The organism is Novosphingobium sp. ERN07 (assembly GCF_012641335.1).
Classification (GTDB): Bacteria; Pseudomonadota; Alphaproteobacteria; order Sphingomonadales; family Sphingomonadaceae; genus Novosphingobium.
In genome coordinates this window covers 14,648-40,900 of record NZ_JABAID010000023.1, presented here as the reverse complement: position 1 = coordinate 40,900, position 26,253 = coordinate 14,648, and the positions used below count along the sequence as shown (strand labels likewise).

General features: G+C 61.2%; 17 protein-coding genes and 2 pseudogenes. 8 read left to right on the top strand and 11 right to left on the bottom strand.

Annotated elements, in window-relative coordinates:
* Positions 1–393 precede the first annotated feature (393 nt).
* Both HGI47_RS19460 and HGI47_RS19455 read right to left on the bottom strand, forming a co-directional pair.
* Complete coding sequence (locus HGI47_RS19460; RefSeq protein ID WP_168854437.1) at positions 394–1,500, bottom strand: acyl-CoA dehydrogenase; 1,107 nt, start codon at positions 1,498–1,500, stop codon at positions 394–396.
* Positions 1,497–2,936 carry an aldehyde dehydrogenase family protein gene (locus HGI47_RS19455; protein WP_168854436.1) on the bottom strand — a complete coding sequence of 480 codons (1,440 nt, stop codon included), beginning with the start codon at positions 2,934–2,936 and terminating at the stop codon, positions 1,497–1,499. Before HGI47_RS19455 ends, HGI47_RS19460 begins: the two co-directional genes overlap by 4 nt.
* A gap of 104 nt (positions 2,937–3,040) precedes the next feature.
* On the opposite strand from HGI47_RS19455, the gene HGI47_RS19450 reads away from it, so the two are divergent.
* Together HGI47_RS19450 and HGI47_RS19445 are read left to right on the top strand one after the other, a co-directional pair.
* A complete protein-coding gene (locus HGI47_RS19450; RefSeq protein WP_168854435.1) occupies positions 3,041–4,255 on the top strand; it encodes an acyl-CoA dehydrogenase family protein in 1,215 nt (404 codons plus the stop codon).
* 19 nt (positions 4,256–4,274) lie between these two features.
* Complete coding sequence (locus tag HGI47_RS19445) at positions 4,275–4,679, top strand: GFA family protein (RefSeq protein ID WP_168854434.1); 405 nt, start codon at positions 4,275–4,277, stop codon at positions 4,677–4,679.
* A gap of 12 nt (positions 4,680–4,691) precedes the next feature.
* On the opposite strand, the gene HGI47_RS19440 is transcribed toward HGI47_RS19445, so the two are convergent.
* Together HGI47_RS19440 and HGI47_RS19435 are read right to left on the bottom strand one after the other, a co-directional pair.
* Positions 4,692–6,743, bottom strand: coding sequence for a CoA transferase (locus tag HGI47_RS19440; protein WP_370521798.1), 2,052 nt, complete (start codon positions 6,741–6,743; stop codon positions 4,692–4,694).
* Positions 6,744–6,956: 213 nt separating this feature from the next.
* Positions 6,957–8,147: an aromatic ring-hydroxylating dioxygenase subunit alpha gene (locus HGI47_RS19435; RefSeq protein ID WP_206066309.1), complete on the bottom strand. Its 1,191-nt coding sequence runs from the start codon at positions 8,145–8,147 to the stop codon at positions 6,957–6,959.
* A gap of 135 nt (positions 8,148–8,282) precedes the next feature.
* On the opposite strand from HGI47_RS19435, the gene HGI47_RS19430 reads away from it, so the two are divergent.
* Positions 8,283–9,779, top strand: a complete 1,497-nt coding sequence (locus HGI47_RS19430; protein WP_168854432.1) for an aldehyde dehydrogenase — start codon at positions 8,283–8,285, stop codon at positions 9,777–9,779.
* Positions 9,780–9,825: 46 nt separating this feature from the next.
* Here HGI47_RS19430 and HGI47_RS19425 read toward each other — a convergent pair whose 3' ends face one another.
* Genes HGI47_RS19425 through HGI47_RS19410 form a run of 4 tightly spaced genes read right to left on the bottom strand, consistent with a single transcriptional unit; the run spans position 9,826 to position 14,140 of the window.
* Positions 9,826–10,995 (bottom strand): transporter, encoded by a 1,170-nt coding sequence (locus HGI47_RS19425; protein ID WP_168854431.1) that lies wholly within the window; start codon positions 10,993–10,995, stop codon positions 9,826–9,828.
* A complete protein-coding gene (locus HGI47_RS19420) occupies positions 10,992–11,396 on the bottom strand; it encodes a Zn-ribbon domain-containing OB-fold protein (protein WP_168854430.1) in 405 nt (134 codons plus the stop codon). Before HGI47_RS19420 ends, HGI47_RS19425 begins: the two co-directional genes overlap by 4 nt.
* Complete coding sequence (locus HGI47_RS19415) at positions 11,393–12,619, bottom strand: cytochrome P450 (RefSeq protein ID WP_144905182.1); 1,227 nt, start codon at positions 12,617–12,619, stop codon at positions 11,393–11,395. The genes HGI47_RS19420 and HGI47_RS19415 overlap by 4 nt, the downstream gene beginning before the upstream one ends.
* A gap of 21 nt (positions 12,620–12,640) precedes the next feature.
* Positions 12,641–14,140: a class I adenylate-forming enzyme family protein gene (locus HGI47_RS19410; RefSeq protein ID WP_240950310.1), complete on the bottom strand. Its 1,500-nt coding sequence runs from the start codon at positions 14,138–14,140 to the stop codon at positions 12,641–12,643.
* Between the two features lie 194 nt (positions 14,141–14,334).
* Between HGI47_RS19410 and HGI47_RS23160 the strand changes: the two genes are divergently transcribed.
* Positions 14,335–15,948, top strand: a complete 1,614-nt coding sequence (locus HGI47_RS23160) for a GMC family oxidoreductase N-terminal domain-containing protein (RefSeq protein WP_168854429.1) — start codon at positions 14,335–14,337, stop codon at positions 15,946–15,948.
* Positions 15,949–16,106: 158 nt separating this feature from the next.
* Positions 16,107–18,521 carry a TonB-dependent receptor gene (locus HGI47_RS19400; protein WP_240950309.1) on the top strand — a complete coding sequence of 805 codons (2,415 nt, stop codon included), beginning with the start codon at positions 16,107–16,109 and terminating at the stop codon, positions 18,519–18,521.
* A 56-nt stretch (positions 18,522–18,577) separates the two neighbouring features.
* Here the strand turns inward: HGI47_RS19400 and HGI47_RS19395 are convergent, their stop codons facing one another.
* Positions 18,578–19,291 carry a TetR/AcrR family transcriptional regulator gene (locus HGI47_RS19395; protein ID WP_168854427.1) on the bottom strand — a complete coding sequence of 238 codons (714 nt, stop codon included), beginning with the start codon at positions 19,289–19,291 and terminating at the stop codon, positions 18,578–18,580.
* Between the two features lie 177 nt (positions 19,292–19,468).
* Here HGI47_RS19395 and HGI47_RS19390 point away from each other — a divergent pair, with 177 nt between their 5' ends.
* The 3 genes and pseudogenes from HGI47_RS19390 to HGI47_RS19375 all read left to right on the top strand — a co-directional run.
* Positions 19,469–21,601: a molybdopterin-dependent oxidoreductase gene (locus HGI47_RS19390; RefSeq protein ID WP_255460943.1), complete on the top strand. Its 2,133-nt coding sequence runs from the start codon at positions 19,469–19,471 to the stop codon at positions 21,599–21,601.
* Between the two features lie 552 nt (positions 21,602–22,153).
* Positions 22,154–22,450 (top strand): annotated as a pseudogene (locus tag HGI47_RS19380) (phage integrase N-terminal SAM-like domain-containing protein); the annotation flags it as partial.
* Positions 22,450–22,983: pseudogene (locus tag HGI47_RS19375) on the top strand (transposase); the annotation flags it as partial. The pseudogenes HGI47_RS19380 and HGI47_RS19375, both read left to right, overlap by 1 nt.
* 524 nt (positions 22,984–23,507) lie before the next feature.
* Here HGI47_RS19375 and HGI47_RS19370 read toward each other — a convergent pair.
* Positions 23,508–24,854, bottom strand: coding sequence for a mannitol dehydrogenase family protein (locus HGI47_RS19370; protein WP_168854424.1), 1,347 nt, complete (start codon positions 24,852–24,854; stop codon positions 23,508–23,510).
* Positions 24,851–26,251, bottom strand: a complete 1,401-nt coding sequence (uxaC, locus tag HGI47_RS19365) for a glucuronate isomerase (RefSeq protein ID WP_168854423.1) — start codon at positions 26,249–26,251, stop codon at positions 24,851–24,853. Before uxaC ends, HGI47_RS19370 begins: the two co-directional genes overlap by 4 nt.
* Positions 26,252–26,253 lie beyond the last annotated feature (2 nt).

Genomic DNA, 26,253 nt, shown 5'->3' with positions numbered 1-26,253 from the left:
AGTCTGATGAAAGCGCGCGTGTTACTCAGTGACCTCCAGACATTGGTTCCTCTCAAATTTCCGCAGGGTCAGCCCGTTAGCGAGGCGCATACACGCTTGATGGAGGTCATTGTGAGACACTGGTTCGTAAGTGGTGATTTAAAGAAGGTGCTCGCGCCGTTACGGCACCCGCGGTGTGCCAGAATTATGCTCGGTTAGGCGCATGGCTACCTGGATTGCTATCGAGCTACCGCACGAGCTCCAGCATGGTTGCACTCTCAGCTTAGGTCGCGCATTTCTTCTTGCCACTTTTGCACCATGGAGCACCCTTCTGAGTATGGCCATTGAAACCATGCCGCACTGCCCCGGCGAGCAATTCAATAGGTTCTGAGCTTTGATCTACACAGGTCGATTTTATCTATGCCTGTCCAGACGTTGTAGGTGCCAATCAGGTGTACTAAATTCACGTTCCATTTGCGTAGCCTTACGGAAGAAGTGGCTTACTGCGAGATAGTCGGTCATACCCATGGCACCGTGCAATTGAACAGCATTCTGACCGATGAAGCGACAGGCTCTAGCAGAAGCGATTTTGGCGGCAGAGACGGCGCGCGCCCGCCTTTCCTGATCGCCATTGAGAGACAGGGTTGCCAGCAGCGATGCCGCACGCACCTGTTCAAGTTCAATGTGCATGTCGACCAGCCTATGCTGTATTATCTGGAAGGATCCGATTGCCTGTCCGAACTGTCGTCGCTGCTTGCAGTGGTCTACGGCGTCATCGACCATCTTGGAAAGCACGCCGCAGCTTTCAGCAACGAGACCGGCGATCGCCCGATCCCTCAGTTCTTCAAGCAAGGGCAAAGCCGCGTCTGCCTGTCCGATCAGCGCGTCTGGACGAAGGCGCACATCGCAAAGCACAATGTCTGCAGCACGGCGGCCATCGATCAGGGAACAAGACCGTAGCTCGACACCGGCAGCGCTGGATTCCACGAGAAACAGCGAGACCCCGCTGAGATCTCCACGCCGGCCGCTTGTGCGGGCAGCGACGATCAGCCAGTCGGCCCATGGCGCTGCGACAACAAGCGACTTATTTCCGTCGAGGCGCCAGCCTTTTCGATCGCGTGCTGCTGTGCAGGAGATATCCTGCAGAAGGTCGGCTGCATCTGGTTCTGTAATAGCAAGCGCCAGTCGCACCTCACCCCGCATAAGCGAGGGCAGGAGTGGATGCTTGCTTGCGTTAGCGCGATTGATAAGCCAGCCGCCTTGGAAGAGTGTTTCTGCAACAGGCTCTAGTAGCAATGCGCGCCCGATCTCCTCCATGACGATCATCTGTTCGACCGCATCACCGGTTTCCACAAGTGTGAACAGTCCAAGATCTTGAGCTAACGCACGCCAGGTATCTTGACGAAAGCCTGGCTCACTGCGCGATGCTTTAACGCGATCGGTGAAGCTGTAGCGCTGTGCGAGAAATTGCGCGAGCGTGTCGCGCAGCATTCTCTGCGTGTCGTCGAGTTCGAAGTTCACGCGCCTTCATGCCTTTCGATCGGCTTGGGAGCAAAAACCGTGCGCCGCCATGTGAACTCGCGCAAGCCGTCAAGGCCATTCTCGACGCCGAGGCCCGATTGCTTTGCTCCTGCGAACGGTATGTGCGGAGCGTTCTGCAGGTTATCATTGATCCACACCGTGCCTGTTTCGAGCCGATTCGCTATTTCGATGCCGCGCGCAACATCACCGGTCCATACCGCTCCGGCAAGACCATACTCGGACGCATTTGCTCGCGCGATTACGTCATCGATATCGGAGTACCTTAAAAGTGGCAGGACTGGGCCAAACGCCTCTTCCTGCACGACTGCGGCGTCTTCGGGGGGATTGTCGACAAGCGTAAGAGGAATAAAATAGCCTGACTGCCCCCTTGGCGCTGGCCCTTCAATCATCGTCAGCCCTTGCGCGCGCGCGTCGGCGATCAATGAGTTCACCCGGTCGTACTGTGGCTTGTTCTGGACGGGACCAAACATCACGCCAGGTGTGCTGCCATCACCTACCGCATTTGCCAGGACCAGTCTGGCCAATTCGTCTCGCATCGCATCGTAGATGGCATCGTGCACGTAGAGTCGCTTGGTCGCAATACAGATCTGGGCGCTGTTGTAGAACGCGCCGAAGAAAAGCTTCTGTGCCACAGCTTTGACATCCACGTCGGGCAGGACGATCGCGGCATCGTTGCCACCCAGTTCAAGAGTTACACGCTTGAGATCACGCGCGGCAGCCTCCATCACGCGCTTGCCGGTTGCGGTAGATCCGGTGAAGCTGATCTTCGCAAAGCCCGAATGAGCCGTCATCATCGGGCCGAGTTCGTTTTCACCATTGATGACGTTGAACACGCCAGCAGGCAGGATGTCACGCCAGATTTCTGCCAGCTTCAGCGCACAAAGCGGTGTGAATGGAGAAGGCTTGAGAACCATCGTATTCCCGCTGATTAGAGTCGGTGCGATCTTCCAGATGGCAAGCAGGAACGGGAAGTTCCACGGAACGATACCGGCAACGACTCCCAGCGGTTCGTGCCTGACAAAAACCGTGCGCGCCGGGGAATCCTCGACCGTCTCGTCTTCGAGCGACTGACGTGCCACTGCCTTGATCCAGTGGATACCAAGGTCAATTTCTCCACGCGCCATGGCAAGCGGCCGGCCCTGTTCGCGCATGAACAACTGAGCGAGCGCGTCGGTGTGCGGTTCCAGCGCCTTTGCGGCAGCCAGCAGCAAGGCGCGCCGACGGTGCCACCCGAGCGCTTTCCACGCGGGAAATGCCGCTTGCGCCGCAATGACTGCAGCATCAAGTTCTGCTTCTTCTGCCAACGGGGCACGAGCGAATGCCAGGCCGGTGGCGGGATTTACCACGTCCATTTCCCGTGCGGTACAGATCCCCTGGCCATTGATGGTCAAGGTGAAATCTGAATCAAAATCCATCGCTGGCTCCTCCCGTCTTGCCCAGTTCCTAATCCCGTAAGGATGCTATATCGAATTGCATTAGATAATTGACAAGGCAAGCGCCATCGTGCTTCTTTCGTGCCATGGACATGCAGTGGACCGCCCAAGATCTCGCCTTCGCAGAGGAGGTAAGAGAGTTTCTGGACCGCGAGCTTACGCCCGAACTACGGGCAGCGGGCCGCTGGATGACGAGCGTCTATGCTAACCATGAACGGTCCATGGAATGGCAAAAACGGCTGCATGCTCAGGGGTGGGCGGCACCGGCGTGGCCCCGCGAATATGGCGGTGCGCAATGGTCGATCACGCAGCGCTATATCTTTACGCGCGAGCGTGTGCGGGCAGGAGCACCGCCCGTTTCGCCAATGGGGATTTCCATGTGTGGACCGGCGCTGATTGGCCATGGCACAGCGGAGCAGAAAGCCCATTTCTTGCCGCGCATACTTTCGGGCGAGCATTTCTGGTGCCAGGGCTATTCAGAGCCGCAGGCGGGCAGCGACCTTGCCGCGCTCGCCATGACGGCAGAGCGCGACGGCGATGACTTCATCTGCAACGGGACCAAGATCTGGACGACACACGCCAATGTGGCGAACTGGATTTTCTGCTTAGTACGAACGAGCAAGCAGGACCGTCCGCAGCGAGGCATTACCTTCCTGCTGATCCCGATGGACAGCACCGGCATCAACGTCACGCCGATCATGATGACATCGGGCGAGCATATCCAGAACCAGATCTTCTTCGACAACGTTCGCGTCAGCGCTGCAAATGTTGTCGGGCAGGTCGATGATGGCTGGACCGTCGCCAAGTATCTGCTGGAATTCGAACGTGGCGGCAGCGCCTATGCGCCTGAACTGCAGGTGCGGCTCGAACGAATTCGCGAGCTGGCCTCGGTCGGGATGCGTCCTCTGATTGCGAACCCCCTGTTCGCGATGCGCGTGGCAGAGGCGCAGGCGCGGATCGATGTCCTGGAAGTCTACGAATTCAAGGCGATGGCAGCAGCTGCTGCGGGTGGTCGCCCCGGTGTTTCCGGCTCGATTATGAAAGTGATTGGCACAGAACTGAGCCAGCATCTGACCGAACTGGCGCTGGATGCTGCCGGACCATACGGGGCGGTGTTCCAGCCGCAGGCAGGCATGGCCGGGGGGCCGAACCTCATCCCGCACAGGGATGAACTTTGGCTTGGCGAGCGCGATGCGGCCATTGCACCGCTGCACTATCTCAACGATCGAGCGGGCAGCATCTACGCCGGCTCCAACGAGATCCAGCGCAACATCATCGCAAAGGCAGTGCTAGGTCTGTGATGCTTTGGGTGAGGGTTTGATGATCGAAGGTGGATGCAATTGCGGCAAGGTACGCTATGCCTGTAAGACCAAGCCTATCGCAGTTGCGCAATGCCACTGCCGGAACTGCCAACGACAATCGGGCAGTGCGTTCTCGGTAAACCTGCTCCTGCCAGCGGCGGCGCTTACGGTCTCGGGAGAACCTGCTGCCTATGACGATACAGACACCGAGTCAGGCAATGCTGTCGTGCGAAAGTTCTGCAGCACGTGCGGCTCACCGCTGTTTTCTGAAACGCGCAGCAATCCTGCGCTGATCATCGTCAAGGCGGGCACGCTGGACAATCCCGGTGCATTCAAGCCAGGCATCAGCGTGTGGACGGATTCACAGATGCCATGGGTAGAACTGCCGGCCGGGCAAACGACCTTTCCCCGCAATGCAGGCTGACCCGGTTTCGGTTCAGTTCACGCCAGCGATGTGATCGCGCGCGGCTGCGAGGATATGCGGCGAGACCGGTTCTATTGCGCCCTCGGCTTGCAAGGCATCAAGCTCCGCATCGTGCAGTCCTAGCCACTCGGCAAGCGCCTCGCGAGTTTGCTCCCCTGCCAATGGGGCGGGGCGCCCTGGCGGCGGCGCCATGTCGAAACTGAAGGCAACGAAGCTCTCCCCCATGACCGTTTCGCGCATCCACGGGTGACCTTCGCTGCGGAAGAAGCCCCGTTCGCGGTAAAGCGGCTGACCGGGCAGTTCGGCAAGGCGCAGCATCGGAGCAGCGGGAATGCCCTGTGCCTGCAGCAACTGCGCTGCCGCATGTGGTTCGTGTTGCGCTACCCAGCGAGCGACATGGGCGTCGATCCGTGGCTTTGCGGAAAGGCGTTTCGCTGGGGAATCAAGTTGGCAAGGATCTGGAAAATCGATGAGTTTGGCGAGCGCGAGCCAGTCCGCTGTCGACCGGACAGTGATGACAAGCCACTGGTCGTCCCCTCTGGCGGGGTAAACGCCCCATGGCGCATCGCGCTCCCCCCCAATCTCGCCGGTTTCAATGGCCTCGGCAAAATGCGCAAGCATCACTTCGGCTTGTGATACGCAGGATAGCCCACCCTTTCCGGTACGAAGGCGTCGTATCAGCAGAGCAACCACGCCAAGCGCGCAGATCCGCCCTGCAACATGATCTGGATAGACGGTTATGGCATCGCTGAAGCTCTCAGGATCGTCCGGGTAGCGCCAGGCCAGCGTCAGTCCCGTTGCCGCACGCACCAGGGGGCCATAGCCCATCCGTCCACTCCAAGGCCCGCTGTCGCCGAAGGCTGAGCTTTCCGAAAGCACTATACGCGGATTCGCGTCGCGCAGCACTTCACGACCCAAGCCAAGTTTCTCGAGCGTGCCTGGCTTGAAGTTCGAGCACACAACGTCAGCCTGCCTGACCAGATCAAGGAACAGTTCCCTGCCCCTCTTGGAGCGAAGGTCCAACCCGACGCTGCGCTTGTTGCGGTGGCCCGCGCCGAAGCTGACCGACATGCCGTGCTTGAGGTAGGATTGGCGGCTGCCATCAGGAAAGGCGTTGCTTTCGATCTTGAGAACGTCGGCGCCGTAATCGCCCAAGAGGCGCGCCTGCTCTGCCCCGACCACAATCACGCCAAGGTCAAGCACCCTGAGTCCGGCGAAGGGCAGGTCCGGTGACGTCGCCTCTTGCACGCTACCTGACGGACTGGCACGCACTTCGCTGACAGGGCCCATGCGCGCGCCATCGATTGTCAGAATTCCGTTTGGCAGGCGGCGACCGTCTGCGCTTTCGGCCACCGCCTGCCGCGCCATGGCGTGGTCGGACGCAATGAATTCTGCAAACGTCCGCAGGCCTGAAATCGGCACCCCGTGGGCCTGCCCTTCCCGCTCAAGATCTTCACGCATGCGACCTGAGAAAAACGCAGCGAGCGCCGGATTGAGATCGGGCGACGCGTACCGCGGCGCCATCGCATCGAATTCGGGGGCGGCGAACTGTGCAGGCCGGCCCATCCATTCAAACATGCCGCGCCACTGCCGCTTGGCCAGCAGGCAAATGCGGACATAGCCATCGGCACATTGGAATATGGGGTACTGGAAACCTTTGCGAGGACGACCCTGATCAAGCAGGCCCACCGGCTTGCCCAAAGTCGCGCTGCCATTGATGCCAAAGCCTGGGTCCAGCGCTTGCACTGCTCCTTCGAGCGCAGAAAAATCGAAATGCGCTCCATGCCCGCTACCCAACGCGCGGTAAAGCGCACTGGCCAAGGCAAACGCCGCCTGCGCTGCGGCACATTGATAGGCCAGGTCTCCGGGCGGAAGCAGCGGTGCACGCCCACGAATGCCCGAGCGGGAGAGCATGGCCGACATTGCATCGAGCACCGGACCGGTGGCTTTCCAGTCTGATAGGCTGTTTCCGCTGCCGAAATCGCTTACCGCCATAGAGACAAGATCGGGACGATCTTCGCGCAAGTGGGCCAGATCGGGCCAGAGAGCGGCAGATGCGATCACGACATGCGCTTGTCGTGCCGCGGCAATGGCGGGCCCCGACGAGACAGTCTCCGCCTCGCCAAAACGATCAACGCGAGCCCCGAGATCCGCGAGGAGTCGACTGATAGCTACAAGCGGTCCAGTGACCGCCTCGAAAATACGGATGCCCCATAGCGGGCGCTCTACTTGGTTGCTGTTCATCGCACGTGCCAACGCATCTGCTTCTAGTGCACGTCAGCCTGGCATAAAACCATCGAGAACGCCGTAATAGGTAGCGATCGACGCTTCGAGGCCGGAATAGACGCAAGTGTCGAGTGCACCGGTTGCAAGCCCGGCATGACTAATCTCGGCTGCGCGGAAGTCCTCGTTGCCAAAGACGTTGAGGACCATCTCGTAAGACCGGGCATAGAGTTCTTCGGCTTTCGGATTGTCCGGCACGCTGCGGGTCAGCATATGGTATTCGACGGTGGTGTGATCGGCAGCGCGCGGGTGCAGCAGCATCACGGAAATGTACCAGGGGCTGGTTATGACCACGCAATTGGGGAACATGTTGTAGACCGTGGTCACGGTCTTGTGGATGTTCTCGCCAGGCAGGGCCAGGTCATCGGGCGTGAAGTTTGCCTTCCCCGAAATCTGACGGATCGTGGGCCCGAGCAGGTCGACCACGTTGGGAACATCTGCAAACATCGGCCCCACGGTCTGCGCGTGTAGGCGCTGGACGTGATAGCCTTCAAGGAAGGGTTCGAGCACAAGCTTCCAGTTCGCCGCAATCTCGAACCGCTTGCGCCCATAGACATGGAGGCGCGGAAGATCGAGCGCCTCGAGATCCTCGGCCAGTTCCGGCACCAGCGGTGAAAAGTCAGGCTCCGCATTGCGGTCGAGCATGACCCAGATGATGCCGCCATGTTCGCGCGAAGGGAGCTCGACGAGATTGCGCGAGGACTTGTCGAGGCCAACGAACGTTTCAGGCCGCGCGACCGCAAGGAGTTTCCCATCCAGCCCGAACGTCCATGCGTGGTAAGGGCAGGTCATCCGCGCTGCCTTCATCGGCTCGCAGGTTTCCAGCAGTTTGGCACCTTTGTGCTGGCAGGCATTGAGGAAAACGTGGGCCTGGCCCTGCTTGTCGCGCGATATGATCAGCGGGATGCCGAGCGCGTCATGTCCCATCGCAGTGCCGTTTTCCGCAATAAGAGCCGAAACCGCAAGCGGCACGGCGCGCGCTCGGAAAAGGTGCTGCTGCTCAAGGGCAAAGCGTTCGGCCGACGTGAACATCGACGCAGGCGTCTGGAAATCGATCTGCGGCACCTCTGCCTCATCGTGCCGGGCAATGCGCTGCATCGCGGCACGCTGGCCCGTGCTGAGCATGTCGAAGGTTTGCACCAGAGGCAATGCGGCTGCCTCCGCGGTCTTCGCGGGCGCGTTCATCGGGCGTGATCCTCTTCCTAACCAGATTCGTGATTGGGGTAACATCGGCTATATCTATTGCCAATAGATTTTATTGCAAAAGCGCTTTCGCAATGCCAAATCTTTGTTGATTAGATTTATCTGTTGGGAGAGATCATGAACGCACCATCCGTCGAACTCGTGCGCATTGCCGAGCCTGATCGCCTTTTCATCGGCGGACGCTGGATAGATGTCGAAGGCACGGACCGGCTGCGCCCGGTCAACCCCGCCACCGAAGCCGCCTTGCCCGATGTCGCCGCAGCAGGCCCTGCGGAAGTGGAACGTGCGGTGGCAGCCGCGCGCGCCGCGTTCGACCGCGGACCGTGGCCGCGCATGGCCCCATCTGAACGCGCCGCTGCAATGCGCCGCCTGTCCGCCGCTCTGCAAAGGCGCGCCACGACCGCAGATAGCTGCTGGCTGGCGCAGGTCGGCGTTCCTGTCTGGATGTCTCGCGGAGCAAGCGCGGGAGCAGCCGGATTGCTCGACATGTATGCTGCGATGGCCGAGACCTACCCCTTCGAGCGGATCGGTCCGGCGCAGGGCATCGCCTGCGACACCGCCGTTGTCGTGCGCGAGGCCGTAGGTGTGGTCGCCGCGATCGCACCGTGGAACGGACCGCTTGCCTCGTTGCTGGTCAAGCTCGCGCCTGCCCTGGCTGCAGGGTGCACCGTCATACTGAAACCCGCGCCGGAAACCCCCTTGGAGGCTTTCGTTCTGGCCGAGGCTGCTGAGGAGGCAGACCTTCCGCCCGGCGTGATCAACCTGCTCCCCGCCGATCGCGAGGCTTCCGATATGCTGGTGCATCACCCGGGCGTCGACAAGGTGGCCTTTACCGGATCGACCGGAGTCGGCCTTCATATCGCCCAAGTCTGTGCCAGCCGGATGGCACGATACACGATGGAACTCGGTGGCAAGTCGGCAGCCATCGTGCTTGATGACTATGATCCCGCAGAGCTCGGCCCGGCACTTGCGCCGCTCGTCACGATGCTCTGCGGGCAGGCCTGCATCAACTTCAGCCGCATCCTCGTCCCCCGCGCGCGCTATGATGCCTACGTCGAGAGTCTGGCATCCGCGATGCAGGCAGTGACCGTGGGCGATCCTGAGGACATCGCGACGATGATGGGGCCGCTCGCCATGGCGCGACATCGTGACAAGGTGTTTTCCTACATCGAACGCGGACGAGCCGAAGGAGCGCGCATTGCAACCGGAGGTGGGCGTCCGGTAGGGATGGAACGCGGCTATTTCATCGAGCCGACCGTTTTTGCCGATGCCTCGAACTCCATGACGATCGCACAGGAAGAAATCTTCGGCCCGGTTACTGCGGTGATCCCCTATGCCACCGAGGAGGAAGCCATCGCCATCGCCAATGCCAGCGAGTTCGGCCTTTCCGGCGGGGTATATACGCAGGACACCGACCGCGCCTACGCCATCGCCCGCGCGATCCGTACCGGGACCTTTACCCAGAACGGGCGCGAGTTCGACCTAACCCACCCATTCGGTGGCTTCAAGAAGTCCGGCGTCGGCCGCGAGGGTGGCGTGGAAGGGCTGGAAGCATTCTGCGAGACGAAGAGCGTGTTCCTGCCGCGCGTGCCGACCTGCCTGCAGGTCGGCTGAAAGTGCGATGGGGGCTGAGATCCCAAACGGACCCAGCCCCCTCGCCCTATAACACCTTGTTTGCAAAGATAGCCGAACTCACTGTCGGGGCTCCCGGTCCGCCGGCGAGAAGACAGGTTCGCACACCAGAAACCGGATTGGCGCTTTCTCCCCGCAGCTGGCGCACGGCTTCGATGGGCAGGCCAATACCGTGAATGAAGCCCTGCGCGAGATTGCCACCTGCGGTATTTACCGGAAGCTTCCCGCCCTGCGCAATCAGATTGTCAAAGCGGATCACTTCGGCTGCGTTCTCATAAGTGCAGAAGCCATGGTCGATAAGCGACATCACGCCCTGCGCATCGAAGTTCTCGTAGAGCTGAACACAATCGATGTCGGCAGGCGAGAGGCCGGTCTGCCGATAGAGATCGCGCGCCACGGGCCGGAAGCCGCCCGTGGCGTATAGGTCGTCCGCATCGTTCTCCAGCAGATCGCCCCAGCCTGCTTCAGTCCCCTGCGCGCAGCCCAGTAGGTAGACGGGCGGCTTCGCGAGGTCCTGCGCATGTTCTGCCGAAACCAGCAGCAACGCACCGGCACCGTCGTTCTCGCGACTGCAATCGAACAGACGGAACGGTTCGGCGATCCATCGGCTCGTGCGCAGGGCCGCGATGTCGAAGTCCTGGCCGAAGCCCACCGCGTCGGGATTGTTGCGCGCATGGTGGTATGAGGCTCGAACCAGATCCTCGACGATCGATTGCGGCACGCCGTAGTGCTTGAATAGTCGCTGTGCACGGATCGCGCACATTTGCGCGGGCGACACCAGCCCGGCGGCCAGAAGATGATCGTTGAGATGGTGCGCCATCACGGCAGCGGACATGCGCCCGCTCGCCCCTTCGGCGAGCGCGCGGAACACGATGACCGCCTTGGCCTGCCCGCTGATGATTGCACTGGCGGCAAGGCCGAAAGCACCGGCAATGCCACCGCCGCCGCCGCCGAATACAGAAGCCGACCACGCAAGGCGGCGCGTGCCAAGATCCCCCATCAGCCGCACCGGCTCGTTCTTGTCGTCACCATAGGAGACGAAGCCGTCCACTTCGGCAGGATTCAATCCTGCTTCCAGGCAGGCGTCGAGTATCGCTTCGACCAGAAGGCTGCGCTCTGGCAGCGGCGATGCGCCACGCTTGAACTGGCGGAGGCCCACACCGGCAACTGCCGTCGTCCCGTAAAGCGGATGGGTCATGCCGCGCGACTCCAGATGATCGTGGGGATGGCATCATCACCAACGCGGGTCCTGTCGATCCGACCTACCACCGCCTCGCCAATGGCGGGGTCATCTGGCGAAGCGTCATCCATCCGGCCCATCAGGCGAATGCCGCAATCTTCAATTTCGGCGACGATGCTGACATAGGGCAGATCGAGCGCCTCGGTCAGGGCGAAGCGATGCCAAGTGCGAGTCCACGAATAGACCGTGGCGCGCAACGGCCTCTCCTCCCACACCATCCCGATCGAGCCACAGGTGGAGCAGCGGTGCCCGGCAGGCCAGAGCCAGCGCCTGCAGGACGCACAACGCGGCAGTTGCAGCCGCCCTGTTTCGAGGCCCTGCCAATAGGGCGCATCCGCGCCGTCAAGGCGATGGTTCATGATGCTGCGTTCACGGAAACCGGCAGCGCCTCGAGCGCCATCACCGTACCGGTACGGAAGGGGCGCGGCTTGTCTGCCGCGAGGCTGAACGACTGCACGCGCTTGAACCACTCCTCGGTCAGCACCTTGATCTCGGCACGGCCGAGGACATGGCCGATGCAAAGGTGCGGGCCCGTGGAAAAGGTCACGTGCGCCACCTTCTTGCGATCGATGTCGAGCACGTGGGGCTGATCGAACTTGCGATCGTCACGGCTTCCGATGGGCAGCAGGTTCAATACCATGTCGCCTTCGCGGAACGGAACGCCCATGAGGTCGATGTCCTTGACCACAAGGCGCGGCGTATTGACCACGCCGAACATGCGCACCGCCTCGTCGGCGAAAGCACCCGAGAGACCTTCTGCGTCGGCCATAAGTCGGGCCTGCAGATCGGGCATCTGTGCAAGTTGCTGATAGGCAAAGCCGGTCACGTTGGTGACCGTGTCCATGCCGCCGAGGAACAGCACGAAGCTCATCGCCAGGATTTCGTCCTCGCTCATCGTGCGCCCGCCACCCATGTCTGCCTGGATGAAATGGCTCATGAGCTTGTCGTCCGGCGTACTGCGCTTCTCGTCTATCAACGCCTTCATGACGCCCAGAATCTGGCCGCTCAGAGCCTCTATCTGCGCGGCATCGTTCTGGTTCTCAAAGAACCGCTCGGCAAGATCACGGAACTCATGCAGGCGCGAAAGATCCATGCCCATCAGTTCCATGAAAACGCTGACGGGGAAAACCTTGGCGACATCGGCCATGAAGTCGAACGTGCCCTTCTGCAGGGCCGCGTCGATGATTTCACCAGCCCATGCGCGCAGACGCGGCTCCATCGCCTTTACCGCTACCGGGCCGAACATCGGCGCCATGGCGCGTCGGTACGGCAGATTTTCTGGCGGATCCAGGCTGAGCGGAATGAAGAACGGCGGATTGGGGACGCGTGGAATCTGCATCTCGCGCACCGAGAAATGTTCCGGGTCCGTCGCGATGGCAGATATGGCGTCCATGCGCTGGACCATCCAGTGCCCGCCATTCTGCGGGGCCCAAAAGACGTCCGGCGCATCGGCGATTGCGGCAGAATAGGTCTGGTGAACATCGCTGCCTACGCGCGCGTCCGCATAGATATCGAAATCAAACACGAGATGGGCGGGAACATGCGGCGGGATCACTCGCAGTTGGCTTGGTGCTTTGGTCATGGGTTCCTCGGAGTTCTGCGTTCAACGAACCTTGGGCAGGCGCAGGTGCGCATCTGTGTAGAGTTCGCGAACTGCGGGCTTGGACAGCTTGCCCGTGGCGAGCCGGGGCAGCGGATCGGCGGAAAACGCCACGTAGCGTGGCACTTTGTAGTTGGAGAGGTTGGCGTCGCAGTGAGCGATGAGCGCAGCAACATCGACTTCTGCGTCGCCGTGATAGACGACGAGCGGAGTTTCGCCGAACTTGGGGTCCGGCGCTGCAATGGCCAATGCCTCGCGTATGCCGGGAAATTCGCAGACCACGCGCTCCACTTCGGCGGCGGAGATATTCAGCCCACCGGAAATGATGAGGTCCTTCAAACGATCAACGAAGGTCAGCAGTCCGTTCTCGTCGAGTACGCCGATATCGCCGGACCAAAGCCAGCCGTCTCGCAGGGCCCTCGCCGTCTCTTCGGGATTGCGCCAGTAGCCGATCATCATGCCGGGCGAGCGCATCAGGATCTCGCCCTGTTCGCCTGGCGCGCAGTCGCTGCCATCGGGGCGGACCACGCGAATGTCGATGAATGCACCGCCCCAACCGCACTTTTCCGGCATGTCTATGGCAAGATGTGCAGGCATGATCGTGGCGTTGCCGCCAACTTCGGTCTGGCCGTAGATCTGGCGGATCACGATGCCCTTGGCCCGGTAGGTTTCCAGCAATTGCCGGCTCACCCGTGCGCCGCCTGCGGTGACGAGCTTCAGCGACGAAAGATCTGCATTCGCGAATTCGGGCCGCGCCGCGATGAACTCGAAGAACGCGGGCACGGCGGCGAAACAGGTGATACGTTCGCGCTGGATCAGATCAAGCGCGCGCGCCGGATCGAATTGCGGCTCCATGTAGAGCGTGCACCCGGCGATCGTGTAGTGCACCAGCTGGACGAATCCCGCAGAGGTATTGAGCGGGGCCATCGTGATGACTTTGGACCCGGCCGGCGCGGATGGCTCTTCGATCGACCAGTTGGCGGCATAGGCGGTCATCGTCCGGTTGGTGAAGACAACCCCCTTCGGCTTGGCCGTGGAGCCCGAGGTGGCGATGATGACGACGGGCCAATCGGGTTCGGGATCGTAGGCAGCCGTCGCGCGACGCCCTTCGCGCAGGCCCTCGACCATCGACATGTCGCGCGGGGAGACCCCCGCCTCGCGCAAAGCGGCAACCTGATCCGGCCCGGCGAAGACAAGACGCGGTTCGGTCGTTTCCAGCAACTCGGCGATCTCGCGCGGTTTGTAGCGGAAATTGATAGGGCTCACGATCGCACCGGCACGAATCGTGCCGAAGATCAGGGCAACATAGGCAAGGCTGTTGGTGGAGCAGATGGCCACGCGATCGCCAGGCTCGACCCCCGCTCCCACAAGCATCGCCGCCACGCGATCGGACCAGTCCTGTAGCGTACGGTAACTGAGAACTTCGCCGGCAAGCACGACGGCAGGCTGATCCCCCCGCATGCGGGCCCACCATGCGATGGCGCTGGACACTGTCTGCGACATGATCTCCCTTTCCCCGAAGCCGGTCCTCGCCAGCTTTCTCTAGCGTCGGTGCTCACGCTAATGGCGAATAAACCTAATGACAATAGATTTTCTAACCGAGCGCTTAAACACCCTTGCACAAAGCGCTCGGTGGTGGCAACCTATTGCCATTAGATAGACCGTCGCCAAAGCGGTCATCGAGGTGAGAGGATCGAGTGGAAAGCTTTGACTACGTCATTGCAGGAGCCGGAGCAGCAGGATGCGTGCTGGCAAACCGCTTGTCTGCCGATCTGCGAATCCGGGTCTGCCTGATCGAAGCCGGCCCGCGCGACACTCACCCTTTTATCGCCATGCCAAAGGGCCTCGCCAAAGTCATGGCTGACCCGAAGCACTTGTGGGCCTACGCCAGCCAGCCGGACGCGTGCACCGGCGGTGAGTCCGAAACCTGGGTGCGCGGGCGGGTGCTTGGCGGATCGAGTTCGATCAACGGCATGATGTACGTGCGCGGGCAGCCTGCAGACTTCGACGCCCTCGCAGAGCTGACGAGCAGCGACTGGAGCTGGGCCGAAATCGGACCCGCCTATGCTGCCCTGGAGAATCACGAACTGGGCCCGGGCGAGATGCGCGGCAATAGCGGTCCGCTGCGTGTCTCCATGCCAACCATCCGCGATGCATTGTCCGAAGCGCAGATCGCTGCTGGTGAGGCAATCGGCCTTCCGCGCAAGGTAGACGTCAACTGTCCGGACAACGGCGATGGCATCGGCCTGACGCCGCGCACCATCTACAAGGGCAAGCGGCAAAGTGCGGCAACTGCATTTCTCCGCCCGGCTGAAAGTCGTCCAAATCTGACCGTACTGACCGACGCCACTGTCGATCGCGTGATTTTCGACGGCGCGCGCGCGCGAGGGGTCGAGATCATGCAAAGCGGCCTGCGCAGCATCGTGCCTTGCCACGGCGAGGTGATCCTGTGCGGGGGCGCGATGGCGAGCCCGGCGATCCTTGAGCGATCAGGGATAGGACGACCCGAGGTGTTGGCCGAAATCGGCGTGCCGCTGGTGTACGCTAGCCCGGAAGTGGGCGAGAACCTGATCGAGCACCGGGGCCTGATCTTGCAGTGGAAGCTGCGCAAGGACGTGTCGCAGAACAAGCAATTCAAAGGCTGGCGCCTGCTGCGCTCGGTCCTGCAATATTACCTGACGCGTACCGGCCCGATGTCGTCGGCTGCATATGAACTTGGTGCCTGGTTCCGCACCATGCCGGGCCTCAACCGGCCTGACGCGCAAATGCTGATTGCTCCGTTCTCGTTTGATTTTGCCAAGAGCCGGCAGGACGTGGAACGCTTTCCCGGAATGCACGTGGTCGTCTATCCCCTGCGTCCCACATCGCGCGGATCAATCCACGCGACGACAGCCGATCCCGATACGGCTGCAACTTTTCAGCCCAATTACCGCGCCAACGGGGCAGACCGGAGCGCGATGGTCAACGCCGTACGCATGGTCCGGCGCTGGGCCGAACAGCCCTCGCTTGCAGAACTGATCGAGGAAGAGACGATGCCCGGCCCGGCGTTTGCCAGCGATGCCGATATCCTCGCGGCTTACGACCGCTTCGGCACTTGTGGATACCACGCCGTGGGATCGTGCCGGATGGGCAAGGACCCGGCGTCGGTAGTCGATCCGGCAACGCGCGTCCGCGGGGTCGAGGCGCTGAGGATCGTCGATACCTCGATCATGCCGATCATCCCGGCGGGCAACACCCAGGGGCCGACAATGGCCATGGCGTGGCGCGCAGCCGATCTGATCCTTCAAGACCGACTGGCTCGCGCAGCCTGAACACGAGGCATCAACCCGAAGGTACCAACCACGCCCTAAAATCTACTTTTGTTAGTTTTCAATCAGCGATTGCCCGATGAGGCCATCATCAAGAACACTGGGGAGGAATTGAGATGAAATACGGAAATGCACTGCTTGCCCTGAAGCTTGGAACGGCCATGGGTTCAACGCTCATGCTGGTTCATGCAGTTCCAGCGCTTGCAGCTGATGAACCGCAACCCGCAGCCAGTGCTGCTGCAGAAGCGGACGCAGCCACGACCGATGAGATCGTCGTGAGCGCGCGTCGCCGCGCCGAACGCCTGATCGACGCGCCCGTGGCGATCACTGCCGTGACCGGCGACACGCTGAGCCAGTATCAGGCTACCCGCGTTTCGGACATCGCAACGCTGGTGCCTTCGCTGATCGCGGGGAAAGCCGCCTCGGGTTCCTCGGCCAGCGTGTTCCTGCGCGGCGTCGGCTCGACCGCGTTGAGCGCCGGGTTCGACCAGTCGGTCTCGTTCGTGATCGACAACATCGCCATGAGCCGCGGCCGCGAGATCAGCCTGCCGCAATTCGACATCAAGGGCGTGGAAGTGCTCAAGGGACCGCAGGCCCTGTTCTTTGGCAAGAACACGACCGGCGGCCTGATCAGCGTGACCAGCAACGGTCCGACCAACGAATTCCATGCAGGGATCAAGGGCGGTTACGGGTTCAAGGCGCGCGAGCGCTATGTGGAGGCCTTCGTATCCGGGCCTGTTTCCGACACCGTTCGCGCCCGCCTGGCCGGTCGCTATTCCAAAAGCGACGGTGCCTTCGTGAACACGGCTGCGGCCAGCTACACCAACTACATCCCGGGCCAGTTCCGCACGCGCAATTCTGATCGGCGCGGTTTTGCAGAAAGCTATGGCCTGCGAGGCACTGTCGATGCGCAGGTCTCCGACGGTTTCAAGATCGAACTCAAGGCGGGTCTCAGCAGCGTGGTCGATGGCGGGCCCACGGACACGCTGGAGCGCATCTGCGGCGGCGGGCGGACAACACCCCTGCCCTCCACGCTCGCTCCAGGCGCAGTCTTCCCGACCAGCCCCAACACAGATTGCCGCATCGACGGACGCGCCGACAGCTCTGCCATCCCGGTTCAGGTGGCAACAACCGGCTATCGCTTTGCCCGTGACGGCAAGCTCTATGCAGACTTCAAGTCGCAGTTCGTGGCCCTCACCGGGACCATCGAAAGCGATCCTTTTGATGTCACCTCGGTCAGCGGCTACTATCACTTCAGGCAGACCGACCTGAACAACGTGAGCGGCGAGTCCTACCCCGCCGGATTCTCGCAGTATGCCGACTTCGAGCAGTTCTCGGAGGAGTTGCGCTTCCAGTCAAAGTTTGACGGTCCGTTCAACATCCTGTTCGGCGCGTTCTACGCCCACGGAAAGTTCGTCTTCAATACCGATGCCTACATCGCGCCGCTGCCGCTCGATCCGATCAACAACACCTACACCACCTTCAAGCGCGACAATGGCTTTACCACCGACTCGCTCTCGTTCTTTGCCGAAGGAACGCTGAACCTCTCGCAGCAGCTCGAACTTTCGGGCGGGGCACGTTACAGCAAGGAAAGCCGCAAGAGCTACCAGCGCTCCTTGCCTGCGCACATCGGGTTCGCCGCAGCCTTCCCAGGAGGAATTGCCCTCAACGACAAGTATGACGAAGGTAACCTCTCGCCGCAGGTTACCCTGCGCTACAAGCCCTCCACCGACCTGACGCTCTATGCCGCCTACAAGCAGGGCTTCAAGGCGGGGGGCTTCAACATCTCGCAGGTCCTGACGCCGGTTTCGAATGTCGCGGCAGGCCGCTACAAGTCTGAAACTGCTGAAGGCGCCGAAATCGGTCTGCGCGCCCTGCTGCTCGATCGTCGCCTGAGCTTCAATCTGACGGCCTATCGCTATGACTATTCTGACCTGCAGGTGCAGTTCTTCGATCCGACCACCGTATCGCTGACAGCGGGCAATGCAGGCAAGCTGCGCACGCAGGGCGTCGAGGCCGATCTCAACTTGCGCGTTCCGGGCATCGATGGGCTGAGCCTGCGCGGTGCAGCGGCCTACAACGATGCAAAATATCGTGACTTCATCGGTCAGTGCTATCCCGGCCAGACCATTGCCAACGGGTGCAACCTGCTACCTGCAGGCGGCGTATTCAATGGCCAGAACTACAGTGGCCGTACTCCGCCGAAGGCCCCGCACTTTGCCGGACGGGCTGGCTTCACTTACGAAGCACCGATCGGCGAGACGATGTCACTGCGGATGAATGGCGACGTCAGCTATACCTCGAAGTACAACTTCACCGACGCGCTTCGTCCCGACGCCTTCCAGAAGGGTTTTGCCAAGGTCGACGCCTCGGTGAGCTTGTCGGGCAAGGACGATCTCTGGACTGTCTCGGTGATCGGCCGGAACCTGACCAACCGTCTTGTCGTCACTGCTGCGAACGACATTCCGTTCGTGGGCGGCACCGGCACAGGGACGACGAGCGGCACTTTGGCCGACATGTCGGCGTTCGTTGACAACCCGCGGGAAATCTTCGTGGAAGTTGGCTTCAAGTTCTGACCTGCCGCAAATCAACAAGGGCGCGCCAGGCGGCGCGCCCTTCGTTGTTCGGCAGATCAGCCCTTGCCGTAACGTACCCGCAAGCCATCGAGAATGACCTGCAGGGCTTCTGTGAAGATCTCCTCGTCACTGCCTGGCGCCACTTTCAACGCCTGCGCCAGAAACGGGTAGGTCTCGGGATCGGGCGTAGGCGTTGCCGGCGTGTGCAAGCTCGCAGCGGCTGCCGCAAAGATCGTGTAGCCAAACGTGAACCGCTCGATCGCTTCCAGCACCACGATATGGTGCTCCGGCTTGTACGGACAGCTTGCCAGCGTGCGCTCATAGGCCGGCTGCACCACCGCGCGCGGGAAGAACCGCAGGGCAATGGGGGCGGCATTAGGATGGCGCATGGTGACCCGATAGGTTGCCAACGCAAGTTCCTTGGTACGCGCCTCCCAGTCGTCGGACCAGGTGTCCCGCTCACTGGAAATCTTCTTGAGCAGCAACCGCGAGACTTTGACGAGCAACTCTTCCTTGTCGCGGAAGTGATAGTAGAGCGAGGGGGCACGCACACCCAACTTCTGCGCCACCGCCTGCAGGCTGAGGGCGTCGAGGCCTTTTTCGTCAACGATGGTCAGCGCCGCCTCTGCCGCTGCATCACGTGTGATCAGAGGCGAAGCCGGGCGTCCAGCGCGATTGGACTGCGCAGGAGAAGCCTTTTCAGTCGAGCGCGATTTGCCGCGTATCGAGACCTTCCGGGATCGAGGCGTGTTTTGTTTCATCGTTGCCATGATGCCCCCCTTGGGCAGCCCCTGTCCAGAACGCAAGATGCAGTCATCGCCTTCAGTGGTCCAGGCCAGCAAAGGTGCCTCCCGGCAACCACGCGAATTTCCTACATTCAGATTCCCGACCGCGCTTGTGAATCTATGATACATAGATAAAGTGATGGATTATGTTGGGAAGAGTCTATGACTGCTAGCACAAGCATTACGCGGGTCCCCGGAGCGGACGGCGATCATGTTACCTACTGCCGTATCTGCGAGGCTCTGTGCGGCATGATCGCGCGGGTCGAAGGCGGCAAGATCGTCAAGATCCTGCCCGATCGTGCCAATCCGCACAGCAGGGGCCACATCTGTGTGAAGGGCCCGGCCTTGGCAGACGTGGCCTATGATTCCGATCGCGTGACAGTGCCGCTGAAGCGCGTCGGTGGGCCGGGTGAGTTTACTGCAGTCAGCTGGGACGAAGCGCTAGACGAAATCGCCGAGCGCCTTTCGGCCTCAATCGAAAGTCATGGTACCAACAGCTTCGCCGTCAATGCCGGAAATCCGCCGAGCATGGGGTGGCCAAGTTCGCTTGCCGCGCCATTCTTCCAAACCGCGATGGAAGCAAGCCGGATGTACTCCCCCGCGTCAGAAGATATCAGTTCGGTCGTTCTCGCCACCGAACTCATGTTCGGCACTCACGCATTCCTGTTTCCCGATCTTGCCGAATGCGACCACCTTTTGATCTTCGGTTCCAACCCGCTCGTAAGTCACGGATCGCTGGTAATTGCGCCCCGCTTCAAGGAGGATCTTGACCAGATAGCAAAGCGGGGCCGGGTGCTGGTGATTGACCCGCGCCACACTGAAACCGCGCGCAAGCATGAACACGTTCCGATGATCCCGGGCGGTGATGTCTGGCTAATCGGGGCCATGCTCAACACGTTGATTGACGAGAACCTCATCGACAGTTCGTTCATCGCAGCGCACGCAAGCGGAATGAACGAACTGGCCGCAGCCATGGACTGGCTCACGCCCGAAGTTGCTGCGGCACGGTGTGGCATCGCGGCGGAGACGATCCGGACGATGGCACGCGACTTTGCCACCGCCCCGCGTGCTGCAGCGATGGGTCGGATCGGCATCTGCCGCGGAGAATTCGCCACTCTGACGAACCTCTTCTTGCACATGTTGAACGTGATCGCTGGCAAGTTCCATCGTCCGGGCGGCTATGGTTGGGGCCATGGCGGCACGGCCAGCGACACCCAGTATCGCGGCATATCGCCGGGCGCCCGGCATGGGGCAATACCCTCTCGCGTCAGCGGCTTGCCCAGTGTCTGGGGCGCGCAGGCGAGCGTGACCTTTCTCGAGGAAATGCTTACTCCGGGCGAAGGGCAGATAAGGTCGCTGCTCGTTGTCGGGGCAAATCCAGTTATGTCCATGCCTGGCGGCCCCGACCTACCCAAGGGCTTCGCGCAACTTGACCTGATGGTCGCGCTGGACCTGTACGTCACCGAGACCACTCGCCACGCAGACTTCGTTTTGCCAGTAACGACTGCTCTTGAGCGCGAGGACATCAATCTGTTCTTCATGAACCATATGGTCAGGCCGTTTGCTCAGCACGTTGATGCTGTCATTCCTCCCGTCGGCGAAGCGCGAATGGAATTCGACATCCTGCGAGATCTGGCGAGGCGGATGGGCCGCGCCGATCCGTTTGATCAGGCATCTCCGTTCGAAATGGCTGATGCGGCATTACGTACTGGGGTCGAAGGACAGCATGGTCTATCCCTCGCTCGTCTGCGCGATGCTCCGCATGGCCTACTGATCGAGAGGAGCCGTTGGGATTTCGATTTCACCAAGCGCGTTGGACATGTCGACGGAAAAATTCATCTCTGGAACTCGTCGATCGCAACCGAGATTGCACGGCTTCGCCATACGCCTTTCCCGGATAAGGCGCAGCTTCGACTGATTAATCTGCGCAAGCTGCGTTCGATCAATTCATGGATGCATAATGTCGACGGGCTGGTCCGAAACGATCGGGCAGTTCTTCTGATGCACCCCGAAGACGCTGTGAAACGCGGCATCGAGGATGGTGGCGAGGCTGAGCTTTCGACTTCCCAGGGCCGTATAGTGGTCGACGTGGAGATCTCCAACGATCTCCTGCCGGGCGTGGTCGCGTATCCCCATGGCTGGGGACACGACGGACGGTGGCAAAGGGCCCGAACAGCTGGAGGTGCGAACTTGAATTCGATCGTACCTGCTGGACCGAAAAGTGCTGAAGAAATCTCTGGTATGAGCAATCTCGAAGGCTTTAAGGTTGAAGTACGTGCTCTGATTGGACAATGAAACTGCGGTTTAAATCAAGTCTGAGCAACCGATCGGCAGTCTGGCCAGCCTTACTCGCCGCCTTTTCCTGCTTGAGCGCATATACCAGATCGACCTTCACCAACGTGCGCCTACCGATCTTGATCGTCTCTACGTCGCCCGAGGCGATCAACTCGTAGAGCTTCGACCGGCCGATCCCGGTCATCCGCACGGCATCAGGGATCCGGACCGTGAGCGGCTCTGCGCCGTTGCTGCTGGTTGCCTTGGGGCTACAATCGAACGGAAGCGCGAACCTTGTGACGCGCCCAATGTTTCGAAGCCCAGCATCAGAATTAGCTCGCAACCTCGTCTTAAGGGCCGACTGCCAAATTCGACGAGAGGCGAAGGGGAAAAACCACGTCAAACGCGGCGACGCGCTTGCGGTCGAATGCCTTGAAGTGGGACAAGTACGAACCCGGTGGCGCGGGAGTGGCGCTTGTTTTGAGGCTTGGCAAGTGATCGGCGGCCTGAGCCTAAGTTGAGGTCTGGGCCAAGTAGGCAGACGATTTCGGCTCCTTTCAACCAAGGAGTCGTATGATGGCCGATGTTCAACTTGATGCCCCAGCCAGTTCCCTGCGTCAGCGCATGATCGAAGACATGAACATGCGCCGGTTCACGCGGAAGACCCAGTTCGATTACGTGCGGCATGTCGCGAGGTTCGCCACATATCTTGGGCGCCCTCCCGATACTGCAACCGTAGAAGATCTCCGGCAATTCCAGGTCGAACAGCGCGAGGCGGGCATTGGTATCCCGACCATGAACAGTATCGTTTCTGCGCTGCGTTTCTTTTTCACTCACACCATCGATCGCCCGGATCTGTCCCGCAAGCTCTAGCCGTGCGCAAGGCGTTCTTGCGGCATCTCTCGCCGATCCGGAAAAAGCGCTGGGTAGTCTATGCCAAGCCACCCTTCGCCGGGCCACAGGCAGTGCTGGCCTATCTCTCGCGTTACACGCACCGCGTTGCCATCTCAAACCAGCGGCTCATCGGCTTCGACGAGGCCGGTGTAACGTTCCGCTACAAGGACTACCGCCGCGATGGTGCTGAACGCCAGCAAGTCATGACGCTGGCGACGGACGAGTTCATCCGCCGCTTCCTGATCCACGTCCTGCCGCGTGGCTTCCACCGCATCCGGCATTACGGCTTGCTTGCCAGTTCAACACACAAGGAGGCCATGGCGCTCGCCCGTAGGTTGCTGGGCGTTGCCGTGCCGGCCGTGGAACCCGAACCGGAAGAACCGCCCGACCATCGTCCGCCATGCCCATGTTGTGGCGGGCACATGACCATCAACGAAAACTTCGCACGCTGGAGCCAACCGCGTGCACCGCCGCAGCCCGCACCGCCGACCCGGGAGAACACGCCATGATCCGGCATGGCCTGCTTATCATCCATCCTGCCAAGCAGCGTGGCAGGAAACCAGAGCGTCTGCGCTCAACGGCAATCATACTCCTGCAGTTCGTCAGAAAGGCAGCAAAAAGCACCGGCCAAGCTGCGTACTCCGGACAAACGGTCCGCCATTTGGTCGCTATGCGGCGTACACCACCGACGGTCGCGAAATCCAGCGCAACGGCACCAACCCGAAATTCCCATAGCTAATCGCCGATCCCCACGCGGGTCGTACTTGTAAGACTTTCGTACGCCTGCCGGCGCCCGAAACCCTTCGACTTAGCCGTCATTCACAGCAGACGTGGCAAAGGCCGCTTTCAGACAAAAAGTTGTCGTCCGTCAGCAAATGTGGGGTGAACGCCATTAGTCGGATGCTGCGGATTGCCCGGTTTTGCCACTCCAATACGGAAAACATCAATTTGGAGTAGCTAGAAAAGTCTGCAAACCCATCGTGATATTGCCCTTTCATATGCGGCCGGAGATTTATGATCTGAAGACCGTTTCTCATGTTTCACGGCGTGCTCTGACCGCTGCGGTCCATTGCCCCGCCATCAAGCCCCCGTGGCCAAAAATCGCTTCAACCGGATCGCCAGTAGCGATCGCACTAACAAGCTCGCAGCTGAATGGATCATCGACCGTTCCGTTTGCATCGGTGAGGTGGTGAATCCATGCCGCGATACCGTCCAGTATCGCGGGGCAATGCCTACCTTGCGCGGCGTTTTCGGCGAGAGTTTCGAGCCAGCGCTGGGGGATTTTCTGGGAGCCGTCCATAGCGATCTGGCTGAGGCGGTGGTTGAGCGCGGGGTTGGCGAAGCGGGCGATGAGCGCGTCGGCATAAGCGGCAAGGTTCTGGTTTGGCGCAGGGGTGATGGTGGGCGCGGCGTCGTGGCGCATCAGCGTTTCGGCCAGATGGTGCAGGGTGGGATCGGCCACGGCTTCGTGGACGTAGGTGTAACCCGCCTTGAGGCCGCAATAGGCCAGCAGTGAATGCGCGCCGTTGAGCATGCGCAGCTTGGCGGTTTCGTATGGGGCGACGTCCGTCACCAGTTGCGCGCCGACGGCTTCCCAGCGGGGGCGGGGGCCTGCGAACTTGTCCTCGATCACCCACTGGCTGAACGGTTCGGTGACGACGCAGGCTTCATCTTGCAGGCCGAGCGCTTCAGCCACCATTACGCGGTCTTCGTCGGTGGTGGCGGGAACGATGCGGTCGATCATGGTCGATGGGCAGGTGCAGTGGGCCTCGAACCACGCGACCAGATCGGGTTCGTGGCGGGCGAGGTATTGCAGCATCAGGCGCTCTAGCTTGGCACCGTTGTCGGCAAGGTTGTCGCATGGCAGCAAAGTTACGCCGGGAAGGCCTGCATTGCGGCGACGGAGCAGGCCCTGCGTGACGAAGTAGTAGAAGCTGAGGGAATGCGCCTGTTCGAAATCGAGATCGCCGCTGGCGGTGCGGCAATAGCCCTTTTCGGTGACAGTGAGGCTGACGATGTGGGTGGCGGGTGCGGCCACGGCGGCGATGACGGCGTCCGGCTCCTCGCTGGCAACGAGGGCATTGCGGACCGCGCCGACGATGCGCAGCGTAGAGCCTTCGCCCGATTGCTCGGCCACGGTGTAGAGGCCCCCTTGGGGGTTCATCTGCCGCGCCACGCCGGGGGAGCGGAGCGAAACGCCGGTGATGGCCCAACCGCGGTCGCCAAGGTTCATCGCAGCATCGGTATACCACGCCTGATGTGCGCGGTGGAAAGCGCCGATGCCGAAATGGACGATGCCCACGGCTTGGGCGTCACGGTCATAGAGCGGACGCGCGACCGTTGCAGGCAGGTTGGCCAGCGCTGCTGCGGAAAGCCTCACAGCTTGTAGGCCTTCTTGGCGAGGTTGTAGGACAGGTCTTGCGCCAGTTCGGCCGCTTCCCAATCCTCGATGCGGTGCTCGATCACCAGTTCGGCAAGGAAACCGCAGTCGATGCGGCGCGCAACGTCGTGGCGCGCGGGGATCGACAGGAACGCGCGGGTATCGTCGTTGAAGCCGACCGTGTTGTAGAACCCCGCCGTCTCGGTGGTCATCCTGCGGAAGCGCTTCATGCCTTCGGGGCTATCGTGGAACCACCATGCCGGGCCGAGCTTGAGGCAAGGATAGTGGCCTGCGAGCGGCGCGAGTTCGCGGGCATAGGCGCTCTCGTCCAGTGTGAACAGGATGATCGAGAGGTCACGCTCGTTGCCGAATTTGTCGAGCAGGGGCTTCAATGCATGAACGAAATCGGTGCGGGTGGGGATGTCCGCGCCCTTGTCACGCCCGAAGTTTTCAAACACCGCAGAATTGTGGTTGCGGAACGATCCGGGGTGGATTTGCATGACGAGCCCGTCGTCGATGCTCATGCCTGCCATCTCGGTCAGCATCTGGGCGCGAAACAGTTCGGCGTCAGCGGCAGAGCAACCGCCTGCGATGACGCGGGTGAACAGCGCTGCGGCTTCTGCTGCGGAGAGGTTGGCGGTGGCAGCGGTCGGGTGGCCATGATCGGTGCTGGTCGCGCCCATGCTTTTGAAAAAAGCGCGGCGGGTGCGGTGCGCGGCGAGGTAACCGTTCCATGTGAGACAATCCTCGCCGGTCAGTTCGGTCAGCGTATCGAGATTGGCGCGGAAGCCTTCAAATTCAGGATCGACCACCGGATCGGGACGATAGGCGGTGATGACGCGGCCCTTCCAGCCTGAGGCGCCGATGGCGGCGTGATGCTCCAGCGTGTCAACGGGGCTTTCAGTGGTGGCCAGCACTTCAAGATTGTAGCGCTCGAACAGGGCGCGCGGGCGGAAGGTGTCCGAAGCCAACATCTCGGTGATCGTGTCGAAATAGAGGTCTGACGTTTCTGCGCAAAGCTGCACGCCCATGCCGAACGCCTCGGCAAAGACCCAATCGAGCCACATGCGCGAGGGCGTGCCGCGGAACAGCCAGTAGCGCTCCGCAAACAACCGCCACGCCGCGCGCGGATCGACAGTCTTGTTGCGCACACCCAAGTCTTCCATCGCCACGCCTTGCGAATAGAGCATACGGAAGACGTAGTGATCGGGCACCAGCAGCAGGTCCGTGGCGTTGCCGAAAGTCTCGTTGCCTGCAAACCAGCGCGGATCGGTGTGGCCGTGCGGGCTGATGATCGGCAGGTCTTTGATCTGCGCATAGAGTTCACGCGCCAACGCACGCACAGATGGTTCGACCGGCAGCAACCGGTCGGGATGAAGATCAAGATTGCGGGGCATCA

Coding starts and splice junctions, on each gene's coding strand:
- HGI47_RS19455 (WP_168854436.1), bottom strand. CDS start 2,936: ATGGATTTTGATTCAGATTTCACCTTGACCATCAATGGCCAGGGGATC.
- HGI47_RS19450 (WP_168854435.1), top strand. CDS start 3,041: ATGGACATGCAGTGGACCGCCCAAGATCTCGCCTTCGCAGAGGAGGTA.
- HGI47_RS19445 (WP_168854434.1), top strand. CDS start 4,275: ATGATCGAAGGTGGATGCAATTGCGGCAAGGTACGCTATGCCTGTAAG.
- HGI47_RS19435 (WP_206066309.1), bottom strand. CDS start 8,147: ATGAACGCGCCCGCGAAGACCGCGGAGGCAGCCGCATTGCCTCTGGTG.
- HGI47_RS19430 (WP_168854432.1), top strand. CDS start 8,283: ATGAACGCACCATCCGTCGAACTCGTGCGCATTGCCGAGCCTGATCGC.
- HGI47_RS19425 (WP_168854431.1), bottom strand. CDS start 10,995: ATGACCCATCCGCTTTACGGGACGACGGCAGTTGCCGGTGTGGGCCTC.
- HGI47_RS19420 (WP_168854430.1), bottom strand. CDS start 11,396: ATGAACCATCGCCTTGACGGCGCGGATGCGCCCTATTGGCAGGGCCTC.
- HGI47_RS19415 (WP_144905182.1), bottom strand. CDS start 12,619: ATGACCAAAGCACCAAGCCAACTGCGAGTGATCCCGCCGCATGTTCCC.
- HGI47_RS19410 (WP_240950310.1), bottom strand. CDS start 14,140: ATGTCGCAGACAGTGTCCAGCGCCATCGCATGGTGGGCCCGCATGCGG.
- HGI47_RS19400 (WP_240950309.1), top strand. CDS start 16,107: ATGGGTTCAACGCTCATGCTGGTTCATGCAGTTCCAGCGCTTGCAGCT.
- HGI47_RS19395 (WP_168854427.1), bottom strand. CDS start 19,291: ATGGCAACGATGAAACAAAACACGCCTCGATCCCGGAAGGTCTCGATA.
- HGI47_RS19390 (WP_255460943.1), top strand. CDS start 19,469: ATGACTGCTAGCACAAGCATTACGCGGGTCCCCGGAGCGGACGGCGAT.
- uxaC (WP_168854423.1), bottom strand. CDS start 26,251: ATGCCCCGCAATCTTGATCTTCATCCCGACCGGTTGCTGCCGGTCGAA.